Origin of the sequence: Brevundimonas sp. AAP58 (assembly GCF_001295975.1) — a bacterium.
In the GTDB taxonomy this organism is placed as follows: domain Bacteria; phylum Pseudomonadota; class Alphaproteobacteria; order Caulobacterales; family Caulobacteraceae; genus Brevundimonas.
Genome location: NZ_LJHU01000040.1, coordinates 22,444 through 37,699, shown reverse-complemented (window position 1 = coordinate 37,699; position 15,256 = coordinate 22,444). Strand labels below are relative to the sequence as shown.

Annotated in this window: 16 protein-coding genes; 6 read left to right on the top strand and 10 right to left on the bottom strand. The window is 66.0% G+C overall.

Annotation, left to right across the window (positions count from 1 at the left end; all coding sequences use genetic code 11):
* Positions 1 to 7 precede the first annotated feature (7 nt).
* Positions 8 to 1,174: an acyl-CoA dehydrogenase family protein gene (locus IP78_RS05670; protein WP_054110733.1), complete on the bottom strand. Its 1,167-nt coding sequence runs from the start codon at positions 1,172 to 1,174 to the stop codon at positions 8 to 10.
* A 175-nt stretch (positions 1,175 to 1,349) separates the two neighbouring features.
* Positions 1,350 to 2,177 carry an enoyl-CoA hydratase/isomerase family protein gene (locus tag IP78_RS05665; protein WP_054110732.1) on the bottom strand — a complete coding sequence of 276 codons (828 nt, stop codon included), beginning with the start codon at positions 2,175 to 2,177 and terminating at the stop codon, positions 1,350 to 1,352.
* A gap of 137 nt (positions 2,178 to 2,314) precedes the next feature.
* Between IP78_RS05665 and IP78_RS05660 the strand changes: the two genes are divergently transcribed.
* Positions 2,315 to 2,881 (top strand): MarR family winged helix-turn-helix transcriptional regulator, encoded by a 567-nt coding sequence (locus tag IP78_RS05660; RefSeq protein ID WP_054110731.1) that lies wholly within the window; start codon positions 2,315 to 2,317, stop codon positions 2,879 to 2,881.
* 27 nt (positions 2,882 to 2,908) lie between these two features.
* Here IP78_RS05660 and IP78_RS05655 read toward each other — a convergent pair whose 3' ends face one another.
* Positions 2,909 to 3,739: an enoyl-CoA hydratase/isomerase family protein gene (locus tag IP78_RS05655; protein WP_082384870.1), complete on the bottom strand. Its 831-nt coding sequence runs from the start codon at positions 3,737 to 3,739 to the stop codon at positions 2,909 to 2,911.
* A 60-nt stretch (positions 3,740 to 3,799) separates the two neighbouring features.
* Between IP78_RS05655 and IP78_RS15485 the strand changes: the two genes are divergently transcribed.
* The 5 genes from IP78_RS15485 to IP78_RS05630 are packed head-to-tail and all read left to right on the top strand — an operon-like array spanning position 3,800 to position 7,528.
* Positions 3,800 to 4,096 carry a YciI family protein gene (locus IP78_RS15485; RefSeq protein ID WP_054110729.1) on the top strand — a complete coding sequence of 99 codons (297 nt, stop codon included), beginning with the start codon at positions 3,800 to 3,802 and terminating at the stop codon, positions 4,094 to 4,096.
* Positions 4,093 to 5,112 (top strand): NADP-dependent oxidoreductase, encoded by a 1,020-nt coding sequence (locus tag IP78_RS05645; protein ID WP_054110728.1) that lies wholly within the window; start codon positions 4,093 to 4,095, stop codon positions 5,110 to 5,112. Before IP78_RS15485 ends, IP78_RS05645 begins: the two co-directional genes overlap by 4 nt.
* Positions 5,113 to 5,124: 12 nt before the next feature.
* On the top strand, positions 5,125 to 5,979 hold the full coding sequence (locus IP78_RS05640; RefSeq protein ID WP_054110727.1) for a MaoC family dehydratase: 855 nt from the start codon (positions 5,125 to 5,127) through the stop codon (positions 5,977 to 5,979).
* On the top strand, positions 5,976 to 6,755 hold the full coding sequence (locus tag IP78_RS05635) for a tyrosine-protein phosphatase (RefSeq protein WP_054110726.1): 780 nt from the start codon (positions 5,976 to 5,978) through the stop codon (positions 6,753 to 6,755). The genes IP78_RS05640 and IP78_RS05635 overlap by 4 nt, the downstream gene beginning before the upstream one ends.
* Positions 6,752 to 7,528 carry a hypothetical protein gene (locus tag IP78_RS05630; protein WP_054110725.1) on the top strand — a complete coding sequence of 259 codons (777 nt, stop codon included), beginning with the start codon at positions 6,752 to 6,754 and terminating at the stop codon, positions 7,526 to 7,528. The genes IP78_RS05635 and IP78_RS05630 overlap by 4 nt, the downstream gene beginning before the upstream one ends.
* Here the strand turns inward: IP78_RS05630 and IP78_RS14990 are convergent.
* Genes IP78_RS14990 through IP78_RS05595 form a run of 7 tightly spaced genes read right to left on the bottom strand, consistent with a single transcriptional unit; the run spans position 7,525 to position 15,181 of the window.
* On the bottom strand, positions 7,525 to 9,789 hold the full coding sequence (locus tag IP78_RS14990; protein ID WP_082384867.1) for an acyl-CoA dehydrogenase family protein: 2,265 nt from the start codon (positions 9,787 to 9,789) through the stop codon (positions 7,525 to 7,527). The genes IP78_RS05630 and IP78_RS14990 overlap by 4 nt on opposite strands.
* Positions 9,786 to 11,360: a class I adenylate-forming enzyme family protein gene (locus tag IP78_RS05620; RefSeq protein WP_054110724.1), complete on the bottom strand. Its 1,575-nt coding sequence runs from the start codon at positions 11,358 to 11,360 to the stop codon at positions 9,786 to 9,788. Before IP78_RS05620 ends, IP78_RS14990 begins: the two co-directional genes overlap by 4 nt.
* A 10-nt stretch (positions 11,361 to 11,370) precedes the next feature.
* Positions 11,371 to 12,132 (bottom strand): 2-oxo acid dehydrogenase subunit E2, encoded by a 762-nt coding sequence (locus tag IP78_RS05615; protein WP_054110723.1) that lies wholly within the window; start codon positions 12,130 to 12,132, stop codon positions 11,371 to 11,373.
* A complete protein-coding gene (locus IP78_RS05610; protein ID WP_054110722.1) occupies positions 12,132 to 12,362 on the bottom strand; it encodes a biotin/lipoyl-containing protein in 231 nt (76 codons plus the stop codon). Before IP78_RS05610 ends, IP78_RS05615 begins: the two co-directional genes overlap by 1 nt.
* A 12-nt stretch (positions 12,363 to 12,374) precedes the next feature.
* Complete coding sequence (locus IP78_RS05605; protein ID WP_054110721.1) at positions 12,375 to 13,274, bottom strand: SDR family oxidoreductase; 900 nt, start codon at positions 13,272 to 13,274, stop codon at positions 12,375 to 12,377.
* Positions 13,275 to 13,301: 27 nt separating this feature from the next.
* On the bottom strand, positions 13,302 to 13,526 hold the full coding sequence (locus IP78_RS05600; protein ID WP_054110720.1) for a hypothetical protein: 225 nt from the start codon (positions 13,524 to 13,526) through the stop codon (positions 13,302 to 13,304).
* An 11-nt stretch (positions 13,527 to 13,537) separates the two neighbouring features.
* Positions 13,538 to 15,181, bottom strand: a complete 1,644-nt coding sequence (locus tag IP78_RS05595; RefSeq protein ID WP_156320303.1) for an NAD(P)/FAD-dependent oxidoreductase — start codon at positions 15,179 to 15,181, stop codon at positions 13,538 to 13,540.
* Positions 15,182 to 15,256 lie beyond the last annotated feature (75 nt).

Genomic DNA, 15,256 nt, shown 5'->3' with positions numbered 1-15,256 from the left:
CATGCCCTCAATAGGATTTCGGCAGGCCGAGCTCGCGCTCCGCGATGAAGCTCAGGATCAGCTGTTCGGTGATCGGCGCGATGCGCAGCAGGATCGATTCCCGGAACAGCCGTTCGACCTGGTACTCTGTGGAATACCCCATCCCGCCGTGGGTCATCACGGCGCGGGTGCAGGCCTCGAACGCCGCGCGGCCTCCAAGGAACTTGCCGGCGTTCGCCTCCGCGCCGCAGGGCAGGCCCGCGTCATAGAGGTAGGCGGCCCGCATGATCATCCAGAAGGCGCTCTCGAGCTGGATCCAGCTTTCGGCCAGAGGGTGCTGAATGCCCTGGTTCTGGCCGATCAAGCGTCCGAACACCTTTCGTTCGCCGGCGTATTTCGCGGCGCGATCCAGAGCCCCCCGACCCAGTCCAACCGCCTCGATCCCGACCAGCACGCGTTCCGGATTCAGACTGTGCAGGATCGATTTGAAGCCCGTGCCTTCCTCGCCGATCCGGTCCGCGTCCGGGATGAAATAGTCGTCGATGAACGTGGCGTTGGAGTCCACGGCGTTGCGGCCCATCTTGGGGATGCGCCGGACTTCGATCTTGTCGTGGTCCAGGTCGGTGTAGAACAGGCTCATGCCGTCGCTGGGCTTGCGGCAGTCCTCCTTTGGAGTCGTGCGCGCCAGAAGGAGAATCTTGTTGGCGACCTGGGCCGAGGACGTCCAGATCTTGCGGCCGGTGACCCGATAGCCGCCCTCGACCTTGGTCGCGAAGGTGGAAATGCTCGTCGTGTCCAGCCCGGCATCGGGTTCGGTCAGGCCGAAACAGGCTCGATCGGTCCCGGCGATGAGCGGCGGCAGCATGCGCTGCTTCTGTTCAGGCGTGCCCGACACGACCACGGCATGGGGACCGAAGAGGTTCAGATGGATGGTCGACGCCGCCGAATAGCCTCCCGCGCTGGCGGAGACCTCGTGCATCATGAGCGCGGCCTCCGTGACGCCGAGCCCCGCTCCGCCCAGCTCTTCGGGCATCGTGATGCCCAGCCAGCCCGCATCCGCCATCGCCTTGTGGAACTCGAAGGGGAAGGCCTTTTCCTCCTCCTTGTGAGACCAGTATTCGTCGCCGAACTGGTCGCAGACGCGCCGCACGCCGTCCCGAATTGCCTCCTGCTCCTCGGAAAGACGTATCTCCATCGCCGTTCGACCCCCTTGTTTCTTAGTATGCGTGCTTACCGGTTTGGGTCCTCCCGCGCAATCGTCTTTCTGTGCGTGGTGACGGTCGGACCCTGCGGTGAGGGGTCGCAAGCGGGCCGGCACCGTGGCCAGGGTGAACGTCCTCTGCCGTCGCCGATGGGGCGAGCCTCAGCGGCTAGCCGTTTGTGGATGGAAAGACGGCGCGGCGCTTTTCCATGAAGGCTCGAACGCCTTCCTCGAAATCGGCCTCCGCGACCGATTCCGCGACGGCGTCGCGCTCCGCGATCAACTGCTCGCCGAGGGTCCGCTCAAGAGACCCCTTGAGAAGTTCACGCGCACGGCGGACCGCGCCAAGCGGCGCCCGAGACAGCCTGGCCGCCACGCTCGCCGCTTCCTGCTGAAGCTCTTCGGTCGGCACGATCCGGCTGATCAGGCCCAGTCGGAGCGCTTCGTCGGCATCGACCGTGGCTGCGGTGAGAACCAGTTCCGCCGCCTTGCGCACGCCGACGGCTCGAGGAAGAAGATAGCTGAGCCCGCCGTCGGGCGGCAGCGCCAGTCGCTGGTGGGGAAAGACGAGCCGCGTGCCCGGTTCCGCGAGCGCGATGTCGGCCCCGAGCGGATAGGCGACGGCTGCCCCTGCCACTGCCCCCTGGCAGGCGACCACGACCGGGCAGGGGAGGGCGAGAAATGCTTCGACCTGCTCGCGGGCCCGATCCATCCTCGCCCGGTAGTCTTCGCGCCGCTCGGCGGGAGATTGGTCGATCGTCCGGGCGAAACCCTTGACATCGCCGCCGGCGCAGAAGGCCGGTCCATTCGCCCGGATCAGAACGACCCGAACAGCCGGATCGGTGGCTGCCGATCGGAAGACCTGGGCGAGTTGAGGGATCGCCTCGCTGGCCAGTGCGTTCCCCACCTCCGGGCGATCGAGGGTCAGCGTCAGGACGCCGGATGCGCGTTCAACCGTAAACCCGGTGTACGAGACGAAATCGCCGTCGGCCGCCATTGCTGTCCTCCACGATCGTATGCCATGTTACTAACTGCGGGGCGGTGCGTGTCAACGAAGCGGATGTCTCGGAAGAGCTAACGACTTTCGATGGGTTCCCGAGACGGATGGGCCGGCCAGTTTTGGAATGAGCGGATATGGTAGCCACAGACCTTGAATCGGCCGAGGACGCGAATGCTGACGATTCCGCCCGCCGTCCGTCGGCCAAGCAGTTTCGCTTCGGCTTTCTGATCCATGACGTGTCGCGGATGCGGCGCATCGTCATGGACGACATCATGCGGCCCTACGGCATCACGCGTTCGCAGTGGTCGGTCCTGAGCGCCCTGTCGCGGAGCGGCAACTCAGGAATGACCCAGGTCGATCTGGCCCGACTGCTTGAGATCCAGAAGGTCACCGTGGGGGGCCTGCTGGAACGCCTGGAGGCGACGGGTCACATCGAGCGTCGCGCCGACGCCAGCGACGGGCGGGCCCGGCGCGTCTTCATCACCGAACAAGGCTTCGACACCATCAGCCTGATGATCACCGTGGCCTCGAAGGCGAACAAGCGCATCATGAAGGGCTTGACCGCGGAAGAAGCGCGTATCGCTGAAAAGGTGCTGTTCAAGATCAAGATGAACCTCAAGGACATTCACGAGGAGAGCGTCCTGAGCGGCAAACCGGATGAATTCGGCAGTCTGCTCAAGGTGTCCGAGGATGACCTTTGACCTGAGGCCCGCGCCGTTGCGTTGCGATCATCGGCCCGTGAACGATGGTCTCCGACGTTCCTGAAACGCCGTCACGCCCTCGCGGTAGTCGTCGGTGTGACGCGACAGGCCCTCATAGGCGACGCCCGCTTCGAAGACCGAAGCCAGCATCTGCTTGAGGGCGAGATTGGTCACCGTCTTGGTATAGCGGATCGCGGTCTGGGCGCCGCGCGCCAGGCGGTCTGTGTAGGACGCCACCGCAGTGTCGAGGTCTTCCGGCGGGACGGAAAAGGCGATCAGCCCCATGCGCTCCGCTTCGCGGGCTTCGATGGCATCGCCGGTCAGCAGGTAGTGGCGCGCCTTTCCGAACCCGATCAGCTGCGGCCAGATGACGGCTCCGCCGTCGCCGGCGACCAGTCCCACCTTCACGTGCGGGTCGGCGAACCGCGCCTCCTCGCAGGCGAACACGACATCGCACAGCAGGGCGATCGTCGCTCCGAAACCCATGGCGTCGCCGTTGACCTTGGCGATCACCGGCTTGGGGCAGTCCAGAAGGCCATGCACGATCCTCTTCATCGTGCGCGCCTCCGTGACGAAAGGGGCCAGGCCGTCGCGCAACTCGTCGGCGAGCCAGTTCATGTCACCGCCGGCGCAGAAGATTGAGCCCGCGCCGGTCAGGACGATGATGTCGCTGTCGGCGTCGTCGGCCGCGTCGTCGAAGACCCGTGACATTTCCTCATGCAGGACCTGGGTCACCACATTGCTCTGCTCCGGCAGATTGATCGTGATGGTGAGCACGCGTCCCGTTCGGTCGAAGCGCAGCGCGGTATAGCGGGACTGATCCAAACTCTTCCCCTTCTGGCCAAGGCGGCTTTTCATTCAGGCTCCTTATTGGTAAGTCGGCTTACCAACAAGCCTGTGTGGATATGGGAGACGCTCTTGCCGCACTTTCTGATCCTGGCGGAAGACCGGGCCGAGGCGGGCGACGACCGCCTCGCTCATCGACAGGAGCATATCGAATACTGGAACAGCAAGCCCGGGGTCGTGAAGGTCGCCGGAGCGATCCTGGACGGTGATCGAGCGCGCGGAAGCGCCCTGCTGGTCGAGGCGCAGGACGAGGCCCGAGCCCGTCAGATGCTCGCTGAAGATCCATTCGCTCGTCACGGCGTCTTCCAGGCCGAGGTGACGGTCATGGCCGTCCGCCCGGCGATCGGCGACTGGCTGCCGACCGAATGATCCCCGATCATGCGTTGCCGGACGCCAATCGTCGGGTCCTGCTGATTCGGCGTCCTGACGGCATTCCCCAGGCCGAGGATTTCACCATCGTGCACGAGCCGGTGCCGACCATCGCCGATGGGCAGGTTCTGGTTCGCAACCACTATCTCTCCGCCGACCCCGTGCAGCGGGGGTGGGCGGCCAGTCCTTCGATCATGCCGATCGGCGCGCCGATGCGCGCCCTGTCGATCGGGGTCGTGGTGGAGAGCCGGTGCGAGGGTCTCGAGCCCGGGCATCTCGTCTACGGATTTCTCGGTTGGCAGGACTACGCCGTAGCGACCCGTGCCGATCTCCTGAGCCATATCGCCAGCCCTCGCGCGAGGGCCTCGACCTATGCCGGGGTTCTGGGAATGCCCGGTGTGACCGCCTGGCTGGCGCTGGAGGACCTGGCGCCCGTCGAAGCGGGGCAGACCGTGCTGGTGTCGACGGCCGCAGGCGCCGTGGGCAGTGTGGTGGGCCAGATCGTCAGGGCCCGGGGGGGACGGGCCGTCGGCCTCACGGGCAGCGACCAGAAGGTCGAGAACTGCATGCGCCGATACGGTTACGACGCCGCGCACAACTACAAGACCGCCGAGCTGGCGGGCGTTCTCGCCGCCGAAGCCCCCGAGGGTTTCCAGACCTATTTCGACAACACAGGCGGCTGGATCGCCGACCATGCCCTTCGCGCCATGGCGCGCTACGGCCGGATCATCCAGTGCGGCACGGCGGCGACCGAGAGCTGGACCCCGCCGCCCCAGGGTCCGAGAGCCGAGCGCGAGGTTCTGACCCGCGTGCTGACGTGGAGCGGCTTCTACATCTTTGATCATGTGGCCCGCTTCGACGGAGCGATCGAGGCGCTGTCGGACATGATCGAGGCAGGCACGCTCGCCTACGACGAAGACATCGATGCCGGTTTCGACCGGATCACGGGCGCGCTCGCGTCCCTCTTCGCGGGCGAGAATAGCGGCAAGAAGCTGATCTTCATCGGCCAGGACTGACAGGGAAAAGCCATGGACGTTGAAGCCATCCGGGCCATGCGGATCGATCCGATCCTGCAGAGCTATGGCAAGCGCGAGACCATCCTCTATGCCCTGGGACTAGGCTATGGGGCCGATCCTCTCGATGCCGCGGAACTGCCCTTCGTCTACGAGGCCGACCTGAAGATCGTGCCCTCCTACGTCAATCTGCTCTGCCACCCCGGGTTCTGGGCTCAGGATCCGGTTTACGGGATCGACTGGGTCAAGATCCTGCATGCCGAACAGGATTTCGTCATCCACGCCCCTCTGCCGTCGACAGGCGCGCTGAGAGGCGAGTACCGGGTCCGAGCCGTCGAGGACAAGGGGGAGGAGAGGGGAGCCCTCCTGCATCAGGACAAGGCGCTTTTCGACGCCGAAACCGGGACCCATGTCGCGACGGTGCGATCGACCCTGTTCCTGCGCGGCAATGGCGGCGAGGGCGGTTTCGGGGATGCGCCGGCCGCGGCGCTGGCTCTGCCTGATCGGAAGCCGGACCGTTCGATTGAAATCCCGACCCTGCCCAGGCAGGCTTTGATCTACCGTCTGTCCGGCGACTGGAACCCACTGCACGCGGACCCGGCTCTCGCGCTGAGGGCGGGCTTTCCAGCACCCATCCTGCATGGCCTCTGCACCAACGGGATCGCCTGCCGCGCCTTGCTGGCGGCCTACTGCGACAATGAACCGACGCGCCTGAAGTCGATGTTCACCCGCTTCTCGCGGCCCGTCCTGCCAGGCGAGACCATCCGCGTCGATGTCTTCGAAGAGGGAGAAGGCGTGCTGCGGTTCCGGGCGGTGGCCGTGGAGCGCGACGAGACGGTGCTGGATCGCTGTTCGGCGAGCGTTACGTGACCGCATCCTTCGACCCACGGATCGTCGTCCTTGAAGGCGGCTTCAATCTTCGTGACCTCGGCGGCCTCCCCGCGCGCGAAGGACAGGTGGTTCGAAGGGGCCAGCTCTTCCGATCGGCGGCCCTCTCGAGCCTGACCGAAACCGAAATCGCGACCTTGAGGGCGCTGGACCTGAAGCTGGTCGTCGATCTGCGGTCGACGCGAGAGCGCCTTCATCGGCCCTCTCTGCTGCCGGTCGAAACCTGGGCCCGCGACTACGACAACAGCGAGGCGGATCTGATCCGGGCTCTGCGAGAGCCGGGCGCGACCGCGCACGAGATCCGGGGCAGGATGTCGAAGACCTATGCGGATCTGATCGAAGAACAGGCCGAGTCGATCTCGACGCTGTTGCGGCAGATCGCGCAGGGCAGGGTGCCGATCCTCTTTCACTGCGCCGCGGGCAAGGACCGGACAGGGGTCGTCGCCGCGCTGATCCTCACCCTGCTCGGCGTGGACAGGAAAGACGTCGAAGCCGACTATCTGCATTCGCAGCACGCGCTGGAGCGGATCCTGATCGATGCCCGCGCGGCCCTTGCGGTCGCGGGCCTGGCCGACATCGACGAGGGGGTGCTGGCTCCGGTGCTGGGCGTCGAGAGCGCCTATCTTCAGGCCTTGTTCGAGGCCGTGGAGGGTCGGTTCGGCTCGGTGGACGGCTACGTTCTGGACCGCCTCGCGCTGACCGTTGCCGACCTGGACGCAATCCGTGAGCGGCTGCTTGAGCCCGGGAGTACAGCATGACCGAAGGTGTGGCCAGGGCGACAGCGGCGGGGGTTTCGCAGGAACGCCCATCGCTCCGTCCTCAACCGTTCGATCCGTTCGTGATGCGGATCTGCGTCTGGTCGGGCGTGGTCCTCGTCGCCATGACCGCCATCGGGTTCGGCGCCCTCATGGGCTATGTGCCGCCGCCGACCGCCTCGCTCAGCGCCGACGCGATGCTCGCCTTTGTCCAGTCGCGACAGGTCGCGATCCTGGCCGGTTGTGCCCTGGTCACCTTCTTCTGGTCCTTCTGGGCACTCTGGGTGACCCCGATCATCATCTACATCCGTCGCATGGAGCGAGCACCGGTGCTGACGATCGCTTCGATCGTCAATGTCGGAGGCGGCGCCGGGGTCATCGCCACGATTGCGGTCAGTTGGACGGTGATGGCCTTTCGGGCTGAATCGCCGCTTATCGTCCAGGCCTTCAACGACCTCGGCTTCTTTCTCTTTCTCTACACCTGGCCGCCGTTCGGCATCTGGATGATCGTCATCGCCGTGGCGATCCTGCGTGACGTCAATCCGCAGCCGACCTTTCCGCGGTGGGTCGCCTACTACAACATCTACGCCGCGCTCGGCATGGCCCCGGCCAGCCTGATGGGCTTCTTCAAGACGGGACCCTTCGCCTACCATGGCGCGCTCGCCTTCTGGCTGGTGGCGCTCGACTTCTTCATCTGGATGCTGGTGATGTCCTGGGTCATGCTGCGCATGATCGCCCGCGAGGAACGGCTCCCGGAGACGCCGGCGCGGGATTAACCCAGGATGGCGCGGGCGATGATGCCGCGCTGGATCTCGTTGGTGCCACCAAAGATCGACCAGCAGCGTCCGTAGAGATACTGGTGCGCCATGGCACTGGCCCGTTGAGCCACTGTCAGAGGGGCGGCTGACGGGCGGTGCAGGTCTGCGGGATCATGCACAGCGCCCAGGGGCCCGTCGATCTCGAGCGCGATTTCCGTCAGGGCCTGCAGGATCTCGGTGCCGCAGATCTTGAGGATCGAGGCCTGCGGCCCATCCCTGCTGGCCCCGCCCGCCCAGGCGCGCACATAGTCCTGCTCCATGGCGCAAAGAGCGGCCAGGTGAATTTCGGCCTCGGCGAGCCGGTCAGCCAGAAGCTCGACCGCGACCGAGCCTGCCTCCGTCTGCTGAACCGTCCGAAGCAGAGCTTTGATGTCGGACAGGAGCTTGAGCTTGGGTCCGGTATCGGCGATCGCGACCCGTTCGTTGGCGAGCAGGAACTTGGCGATCGTCCAGCCCTGGCCTTCGCTTCCGACAAGGTTGCCGACAGGCACACGGACATTGTCCAGAAAGACCTGGTTGGTGTGGTGCTGGCCGTCGATCGTCACAATGGGTCGGACCTCGATCCCGGGCGTATTCATGTCGATCAGCAGGAAGGAGATGCCCGCCTGGGGTTTGCCCTCCCGGTCCGTCCGGACGAGGCAGTGCATCCAATCGGCCCAGTGCGCTTCCGTCGTCCACATCTTGGTGCCGTTGACGAGGTAGTGGTCACCGTCCAGCACGGCGGTCGTCTTCAGCGACGCCAGGTCCGAGCCGGCGTTGGGTTCCGAATAGCCCTGGCACCACCAGACGTCGCTGGAGAGAATCCCGGGGAGGTGTTCGGCCTGCTGGGCCTCGGTGCCGAAGGTGAAGAGCACCGGTCCGACCATATTGACGCCGTAGGGGATGATGAGCGGCGCCCCCGCACGGCCGGCCTCCTGGATGAAGGCCAGCTGCTGTTCCAGATCCCAATCCGCGCCACCATGCTCCCGCGGCCATGCGGCGGCGAACCAGTCGTGGTCGCGCAGGATCTTCTGCCATCGAACGAAATCCGCCTTGTCGAATTCAAGACCGGCACGCCCCTTGGCGGCGATGTCGTCAGGCAGATGGTCCCGCACGAACGCCCGCACGCTCTCCCGGAACGCCCCCAGATCGCCGTCGTCTTCGGCGACGGCGTCGGCGCCACCGGTGGCGGCGAACCGGGCCCGATGCTGCGCAGCGCCACCGTGGGTCGCTCGGATCGTGGCCAGCCGTCGCATGTAGTGGCTGACGTCGAGCTCGTCTGAGACCCCCATGCCACCGTGCATCTGGACAGCCTCATGTCCGATCCTGCGTCCGGCGTCATCAGCGAGGGCCTTGGCCGCGCTGGCCAGGGCCATCCCGCCACCCGTATCGAGCGCCGCGATGGCGCGATCGGTCAGGACGCGGGCCGCTTCCGCCGCCGCCATCATGTCCGCTGCACGGTGCTGAAGCGCCTGGAAGCTGGCGAGCGGCACGCCGAACTGCTTGCGGGTGCCGAGGTAGGCGAAGGTCTTCGCGCAAAGCGTCTCGCAGATGGCCACGGCCTCCGCCGCGAGCCCGATCGAGAGGCGGGCGAGGGCGTGATCCAGGGCCTCGGGGGCAACGTCCAGGCGTTGTGCGGGCGCATCGGTCAGGGTCAGCGTGATCGCCGATGATCCGTCCATCAGCCGCATCGCGGCCGATGACACGCCCGCTGCGCCTGGATCGACCTGGAAGCAGCCCGCCACGCCATCGACGTCGGCGCTGACGATCAGGACATCCGCGAGGTCGCCATGGCGCACCGCGCGCTTCTCGCCGCTCAGCCGCCAGCCTTCGGGGGCGGCTGAGGCCCGGGTCCGACGAGGCGCGAAGGGATCCAGACCTTCGTCATGGGCGAAGACCGCCACCCGCTCCCCGGAGATGAGCGGCCCGATGTCGCGTCCATCGGCCTGCATGAGACCGCCCGCGACCGCCCCCGCGAGATAGGGCTCGACGACCAGGTGCCGCCCGATCGGCTCCATCACCGCCGCCAGATCGCGCATCGTCCCGCCGAACCCCCCGGCGGCCTCGGTGAAGGGGGCTCCAAGCACGCCCTGCTCGGCGAGCACGGGCCACAGCGCCAGTCTGTCCGGCGTCTCGCCTGATAGCCGGTGTCGGCGCGTCTCGAACGGATTGTGTTCGGCCAGCAGGCGATCCGCCATCTCGGCCAGCATCGTCTGGGTGTCGGTGCGGGCAAAGCTCACGGGGTCGGGGCCACATCGGTGAAGCGCGCGCGCAATGCACCCCGCTGGACCTTGCCGGACGCCGTACGCGGCAGGACCTCGCCGAACTCTATCCGACGTGGAATCTTGTAGGCCGCGAGCGAGGTGCGGGCGAAGGCGATCAGATCTTCGGCCGTCACGGTCTGATCCGGTCGCAGCTCCACGGCAGCCGTCACGCCTTCTCCCCAGGTCGGATGGGGCAGACCGAAGACGGCGCAGTCGCTGACGGCGGGGTGTTCGCGCAGCGCAGCCTCGACCTCGGCCGGATAGACGTTCTCGCCGCCTGACACGATCATGTCCTTGATGCGGTCGGTCAGGTAGAGGAAGCCTTCCTCGTCGAGGCGCCCACCGTCACCAGACCGGTACCAGCCGTCGATCAGAGCCTCGGCGGTGGCTTCGGGTCTGCCCCAGTATTCCTGCGTGACGCTCGGCCCCCGGATCCAGATTTCCCCAGGTGTGCCGATCGCGACGGGCTCCGTCTCCGGTCCCCGGATCTCGATCGTGAAGCCGGGCAGGGGACGCCCGACGGATCGCAGCAGGTGAGGCCGGCCGGTGTCATGGAAATCGGGTCCGAGCACCGTGACGCTGCCGCTGACCTCGGTCATGCCGTAGTACTGCAGGAAGCGGCATCCCAGGGTGTCGACCGAACGATCGAGCAACTGCGGGTCCATGGCGGCCGCGCCGTAATGGATGGCCCGCAGGGTCGAGGTCTCCAGACCTCGCGACTGCATCTCGCCGATCAGGGCACGCACCAGCATGGGGACCATGAAGGCGCGGGTGACGCCGTTCTGGATGATGGCGTCGAGGATCGCCGGTGGTGCGGGATTGGCGGTGATGATCAGAGGCAGCCCGCGCACGAAGGCGGTCAGCGCCCAGGACATGCCCCCGATGTGAAAATTGGGCAGAGGCGAAAAGAGGATCTCGTCGCCACGCCAGTCTTCGAAATGCCCGCTCGCGAACTCCGCCTGCCGCTGGGCCGCAAGGCCCAGCTGAGTGGTGATCACTCCCTTGGGGCGTCCGGTGGTCCCACTCGTATAGAGCTGCAGGGCCGGGGCCTCTCCATCCATGGGACGTCGGGGCGCGCCGGTCGCCGCAGCCAGGCGGGCACGCAGGGTCTCGCCCTCGCCGTCGACGCGCATGACGGCAATGCCGTCCCCGATCGCCTCGGTCACGACGGGAAGAAACTCGTCATCGACCAGCACCAGTCTGGCGGCGCTGTCTTCGAGCACGAACCGCGTTTCGGACGCCGTGTTGCGCCAGTTGACCGGCACCAGAACGATCCCGGCCCGCATCGCTCCGAACAGGACCGCGAAATAGAGGTCGTTGTTCTTGCCGTGATAGGCCACCCGGTCCCCAGGGCCGATCCCGTGCGCGTCGAGCAGCGACACGAAGGCGTCGGCGGCCCTGTCGAGCGCGCCATAGGTCCAGCGCCGTTCGCCGCAAAGGATGGCGACGGCCTCAGGCGTCTCATCGGCGAAGCGGCGAGGGTAGTCGCCAGGGAGCAAAAGCCGTTCCGTGTTCAGCGGTCCTCCCGAAGAGCGCGCGACCTGCATCTGGTCCCCCTTAGGCCTGTTCGAACAGTGTCGGATCCGCCAGTGCCGCGCCGACGGATTTCACAAAGCGCGCCGCGTCCGCTCCATTGATGACACGGTGGTCGTAGCTGAGAGACAGGGGCAGCATTTTTCGCCAGACGACGGCGCCGTCAGCATCGGGCGCGGGGCGGATCTGGATCGCCACCGCCCCGAGAACCGCGACCTCGGGCGCATTGATGATCGGCGTGAAGGCCGTGCCGCCGATGTGCCCCAGGGACGACAGGGTGATGCAGCCCCCCGACATCTCGGCCATGGAAAGGCCCTTGCCGCGCGCCTTCTCGGCGAGCGCCGCCAGTTCGCGGGCGATCCCGGTCAGCGTCTTGTCGTCGACGCCGCGAAGGACCGGCACCATCAGGCCCTTGGGCGTATCGACCGCGACGCCGATATTCACATAGGCCTTCTGGACGAGGGACTTTCCGTCGGCCCCGAGCGAGGCGTTGAACTTCGGATTGTCTCGCAGCGCGCGCGCCAGGGCGAGCACCAGCAGGGCCACGGGCGTGATCTTGGTGTCGGCATGGTCTGTGTTCCAGGCGTGGCGACGGCGTTCTGTGTCGGTCACATCCACTTCGTCGTGATGCGTGACGTGTGGGATGGTCACCCAGTTCCGGCCCAGGAAGGCCCCGGTCAGCTGCTGTATCCGCGGCAGGTCCGTGATCTCGACAGGGCCGAACTCCGAAAAGTCGGCGTCTGGGATCGGTGCCAATCCGGCCAGGACAGCCGGCACGTCGCGCATCAGCTGATCTCGCCGATCACGGTCCCGACGTCATAGGTTTCGTCGACCGGTTTCAGGATCGTCAGGGTTCCGGACGCAGGCGCGTCGACCTCGTTGACCGACTTCTCGCTCTCAAGCGCGAACAAGGGCTGGCCCTCGACTGCCTGACCGCCATCGGGCACGAGCCATTCGACCAGCTTTCCCTCATTCATCGCAAAGCCCAGTTTCGGCAGCAGCACTTCGGTTGCCATGCGGGTTCCTCCTCAGGGGTTCAGCCAGGTGTTGCGGTCGATGCCGGCGTTGGCGCGCGCAAAGCCGACGATACGGCCCACGCTCTCGCCGATCGCCGTCGGATCGCGGCTGGCCTCCATCTGCGGTCCGTGCTGCCAGCTCTCGATCACCGAATAGCCGAAGCCCCACGCCTCGAAGATGCGACCGGAGACGTGCCGCGATTCCGGGCTGGCCAGCCAGGCGACAAGGGCAGCGATCCATTCAGGGTCCCGACGCTCTTCCTGTTCGGGGGTCAACTCGCGCAAGCCTTCGGTCATTCGGGTCTGGGCCCGCGGTGCAATGGCGTTCACCGTGACGCCGATCCGTCCGAGTTCGCGCGCGGCAAGCTGCGTCAGAGTGGCGATCCCGCCCTTGGCGGCCGCGTAGTTGGCCTGGCCGATGTTGGCGAACAGGGCGGAGTGCGAGGTGGTGTTGATGATCCGCGCGTCCACGGGCCGGCCCGCCTTGGATTCCAGCCGCCAGTGGTTGGCGGCATGATGGACGGGAGCGAAGGTGCCCTTCAGGTGGACCTTCACGACACTATCCCACTCGTCCTCGCTCATGTTGACGAGCATTCGATCCCGCAGGATGCCGGCGTTGTTAACGAGGATGTCGAGACGTCCGAAGCGCTCGACCGCCTGCTGGACCATGGCCTGGGCGGCCGCCCAGTCCGAAACGTCGGATGTGTTGACGACGGCCTCTCCGCCCATGGCCTCGATGGCCGCAACGACCTCCTGGGCCGGCGTCTGGTCGGCCCCTTCACCGGTGGCTGACGATCCCAGATCGTTGACGACCACCTTGGCGCCATGCTCGGCGAGCTTCAGCGCATGTGCCCGGCCCAGCCCGCGGCCGGCCCCCGTCACGATCGCGACACGTCCTTCCAGAAGACTCATCCCCCGGCCCCTTTCCTGAGTTCGATCTCAGCGTGAGTTTTTGAACAGCATGCCGGCGGCATGCATCTTGGTCTTGGTGTCCATCATCCCCATCGCCCGGCGTACCTCGGACGGCTTGACGATGGCGCGGATGGGCATCGCTCCCATGATCGTGCCCTCCACGATCAGATTGTCGCCCTCGGGATAGATGCCGCTGATTTCCATCAGGTCGGAGTTGTCGAAGGCGTAGAGTTTCATGGACTTCTGGGTCATCGGACGCGCTTTCAATAGGCCGGGAAGATCGTCTTGAGGCTCATGCCCATGTCCATCGCCATGCGCATGGCCGTGGCGCGGCCCCCGAAGGTGACGGTGCCGCCCGGATGCATGAACGGCCCAGACAGATAGAGACCCTTGAAGCCCGGAACCCTGTATTGGGCGAGCTCCGGCGTCGGCCGCCGCCCGAGGAGCTGGCCCATGGTCGAGCCGATGCCGAAGATGTCTCCGTTCATCATGCTGGCGGAATGGTTGTGATGATCCAGCGGCGTCTCGATGTGCCGGGCGATGATCTTGGAGCTGTCGATGTTGGTGACGTGCTTGAGATACTCGTCGAGGATCCGATCGGCGTAGGCCTGTCCGTTCTCGGGTCGCGCCCAAGCTTCCAGCCCCCCGTCCGCCAGCTTCAACGGTGCGAAGTGGTAGAGATAGAGCGCCGACTGGCCGGCCGGAGCCCGTGAGGGATCGCGGCTGGTATGATTGATCGCCAACGGGCTCAGGCAGGTCGTGGGGATGCGGCCGTATTTGTACTCGTCGAAGACGCGCCGGATCGCCTCCACGTCCTTGTGCACGAACTCCACGCACATGACGTCGTCGAACTGGTCGCCGGCGGCGAACCTCGGCGGCTCCGACAGGGCGATCTGCTGATTGATCGCGCCATGATTGCTGAGATGGGTGCGTCGCGCGCTCGCCGCGATCTCGGGGTCCAGCCCCGGGAGCCAGTCACCGAGGCGCCAAGGATGGATGTTGGCGATCACCGCATCGCCGGCGGCGATATGCTCCTCGCCGACGAAGACGCCCTTCACCTCGCCCGAGACGATGTCCAGAGATGTGACCTCGGCGTTCGTTCGAATCTCGCCGCCGTGGTGCTCGATGCAGCGGATGAGGCTGTCGATGATGGCGCGCGCTCCGCCCTTGGGCGCGGCCCCGTCCTGGGTGTGGGCCATGCCGAACAGATTGTACAAGACGACCCCGGTGCCCTTCACATCGGGCCCCTCCATCATCTCGGCGCACCATTTCAGGATATGGAGCTTGACCTCGGGCGCTTCGAAAAGGTCGTCGATGACCTCGTAGAAGCTCTTGAAGAAGGCCGAGGCGATCCGTCGCCCGATGGGGCTCGACTCCAGCATTCCGATGAAGCCGGCCGTCGGCATCGGAGGGGTGGCCGCGCCGCGTGACAGGATCGGCAGCACGCTGATGGCGTCCTCGCCGAAGGCACGATAGGCGTCCGCGTCCTTCTGGGAGAACTTTGCGATCTCCTGACAGCTGCGGTCCAGGTCGGTGAAGGCGGTGATGTGGGTTCCGTCGTCGTAGATCGTCCCGAACCCGGCGGGGTAGGTGACGAACTCAAGGCCGTGACGCGTGCAGAGCTCCAGCTCATTGTCCTTGATCGCCGGATTGGACATCATCGGGTAGTAGCCGGTGGAGTGCGGGTCGTGCGTGAAGCCCGGCGCGATCTCGATGGAGATCACGCCGCCGCCGCACTGGGCGTTCTTCTCCAGCACGAGAACCTTCTTGCCGGCCTTCGCCAGATAGGCGGCCGCGACGAGACTGTTGCTCCCGGCACCGACCACCACGATGTCGTATTTCAAGACTGTTCCCACCCGATCTGCGTCGATGTCGTTGGCATCATTGTGCATGAAACTAGTGAGCACGCAAACCTTTTTAGGCGCGGGCAGGCTTGCGCGAGAACGTGTCGCAGACGGCCTCGCTCAGGCGTGGTTGCGCCG

Bases quoted from the DNA above. Each gene is read 5' to 3' on its own strand.
- IP78_RS05665 (WP_054110732.1), bottom strand. From the start codon at position 2,177: ATGGCGGCCGACGGCGATTTCGTCTCGTACACCGGGTTTACGGTTGAA.
- IP78_RS05610 (WP_054110722.1), bottom strand. From the start codon at position 12,362: ATGGCAACCGAAGTGCTGCTGCCGAAACTGGGCTTTGCGATGAATGAG.
- IP78_RS05620 (WP_054110724.1), bottom strand. From the start codon at position 11,360: ATGCAGGTCGCGCGCTCTTCGGGAGGACCGCTGAACACGGAACGGCTT.
- IP78_RS05645 (WP_054110728.1), top strand. From the start codon at position 4,093: ATGATCCCCGATCATGCGTTGCCGGACGCCAATCGTCGGGTCCTGCTG.
- IP78_RS05655 (WP_082384870.1), bottom strand. From the start codon at position 3,739: ATGAAAAGCCGCCTTGGCCAGAAGGGGAAGAGTTTGGATCAGTCCCGC.
- IP78_RS05600 (WP_054110720.1), bottom strand. From the start codon at position 13,526: ATGACCCAGAAGTCCATGAAACTCTACGCCTTCGACAACTCCGACCTG.
- IP78_RS05615 (WP_054110723.1), bottom strand. From the start codon at position 12,132: ATGCGCGACGTGCCGGCTGTCCTGGCCGGATTGGCACCGATCCCAGAC.
- IP78_RS05640 (WP_054110727.1), top strand. From the start codon at position 5,125: ATGGACGTTGAAGCCATCCGGGCCATGCGGATCGATCCGATCCTGCAG.
- IP78_RS05630 (WP_054110725.1), top strand. From the start codon at position 6,752: ATGACCGAAGGTGTGGCCAGGGCGACAGCGGCGGGGGTTTCGCAGGAA.
- IP78_RS05670 (WP_054110733.1), bottom strand. From the start codon at position 1,174: ATGGAGATACGTCTTTCCGAGGAGCAGGAGGCAATTCGGGACGGCGTG.
- IP78_RS05605 (WP_054110721.1), bottom strand. From the start codon at position 13,274: ATGAGTCTTCTGGAAGGACGTGTCGCGATCGTGACGGGGGCCGGCCGC.
- IP78_RS05660 (WP_054110731.1), top strand. From the start codon at position 2,315: ATGGTAGCCACAGACCTTGAATCGGCCGAGGACGCGAATGCTGACGAT.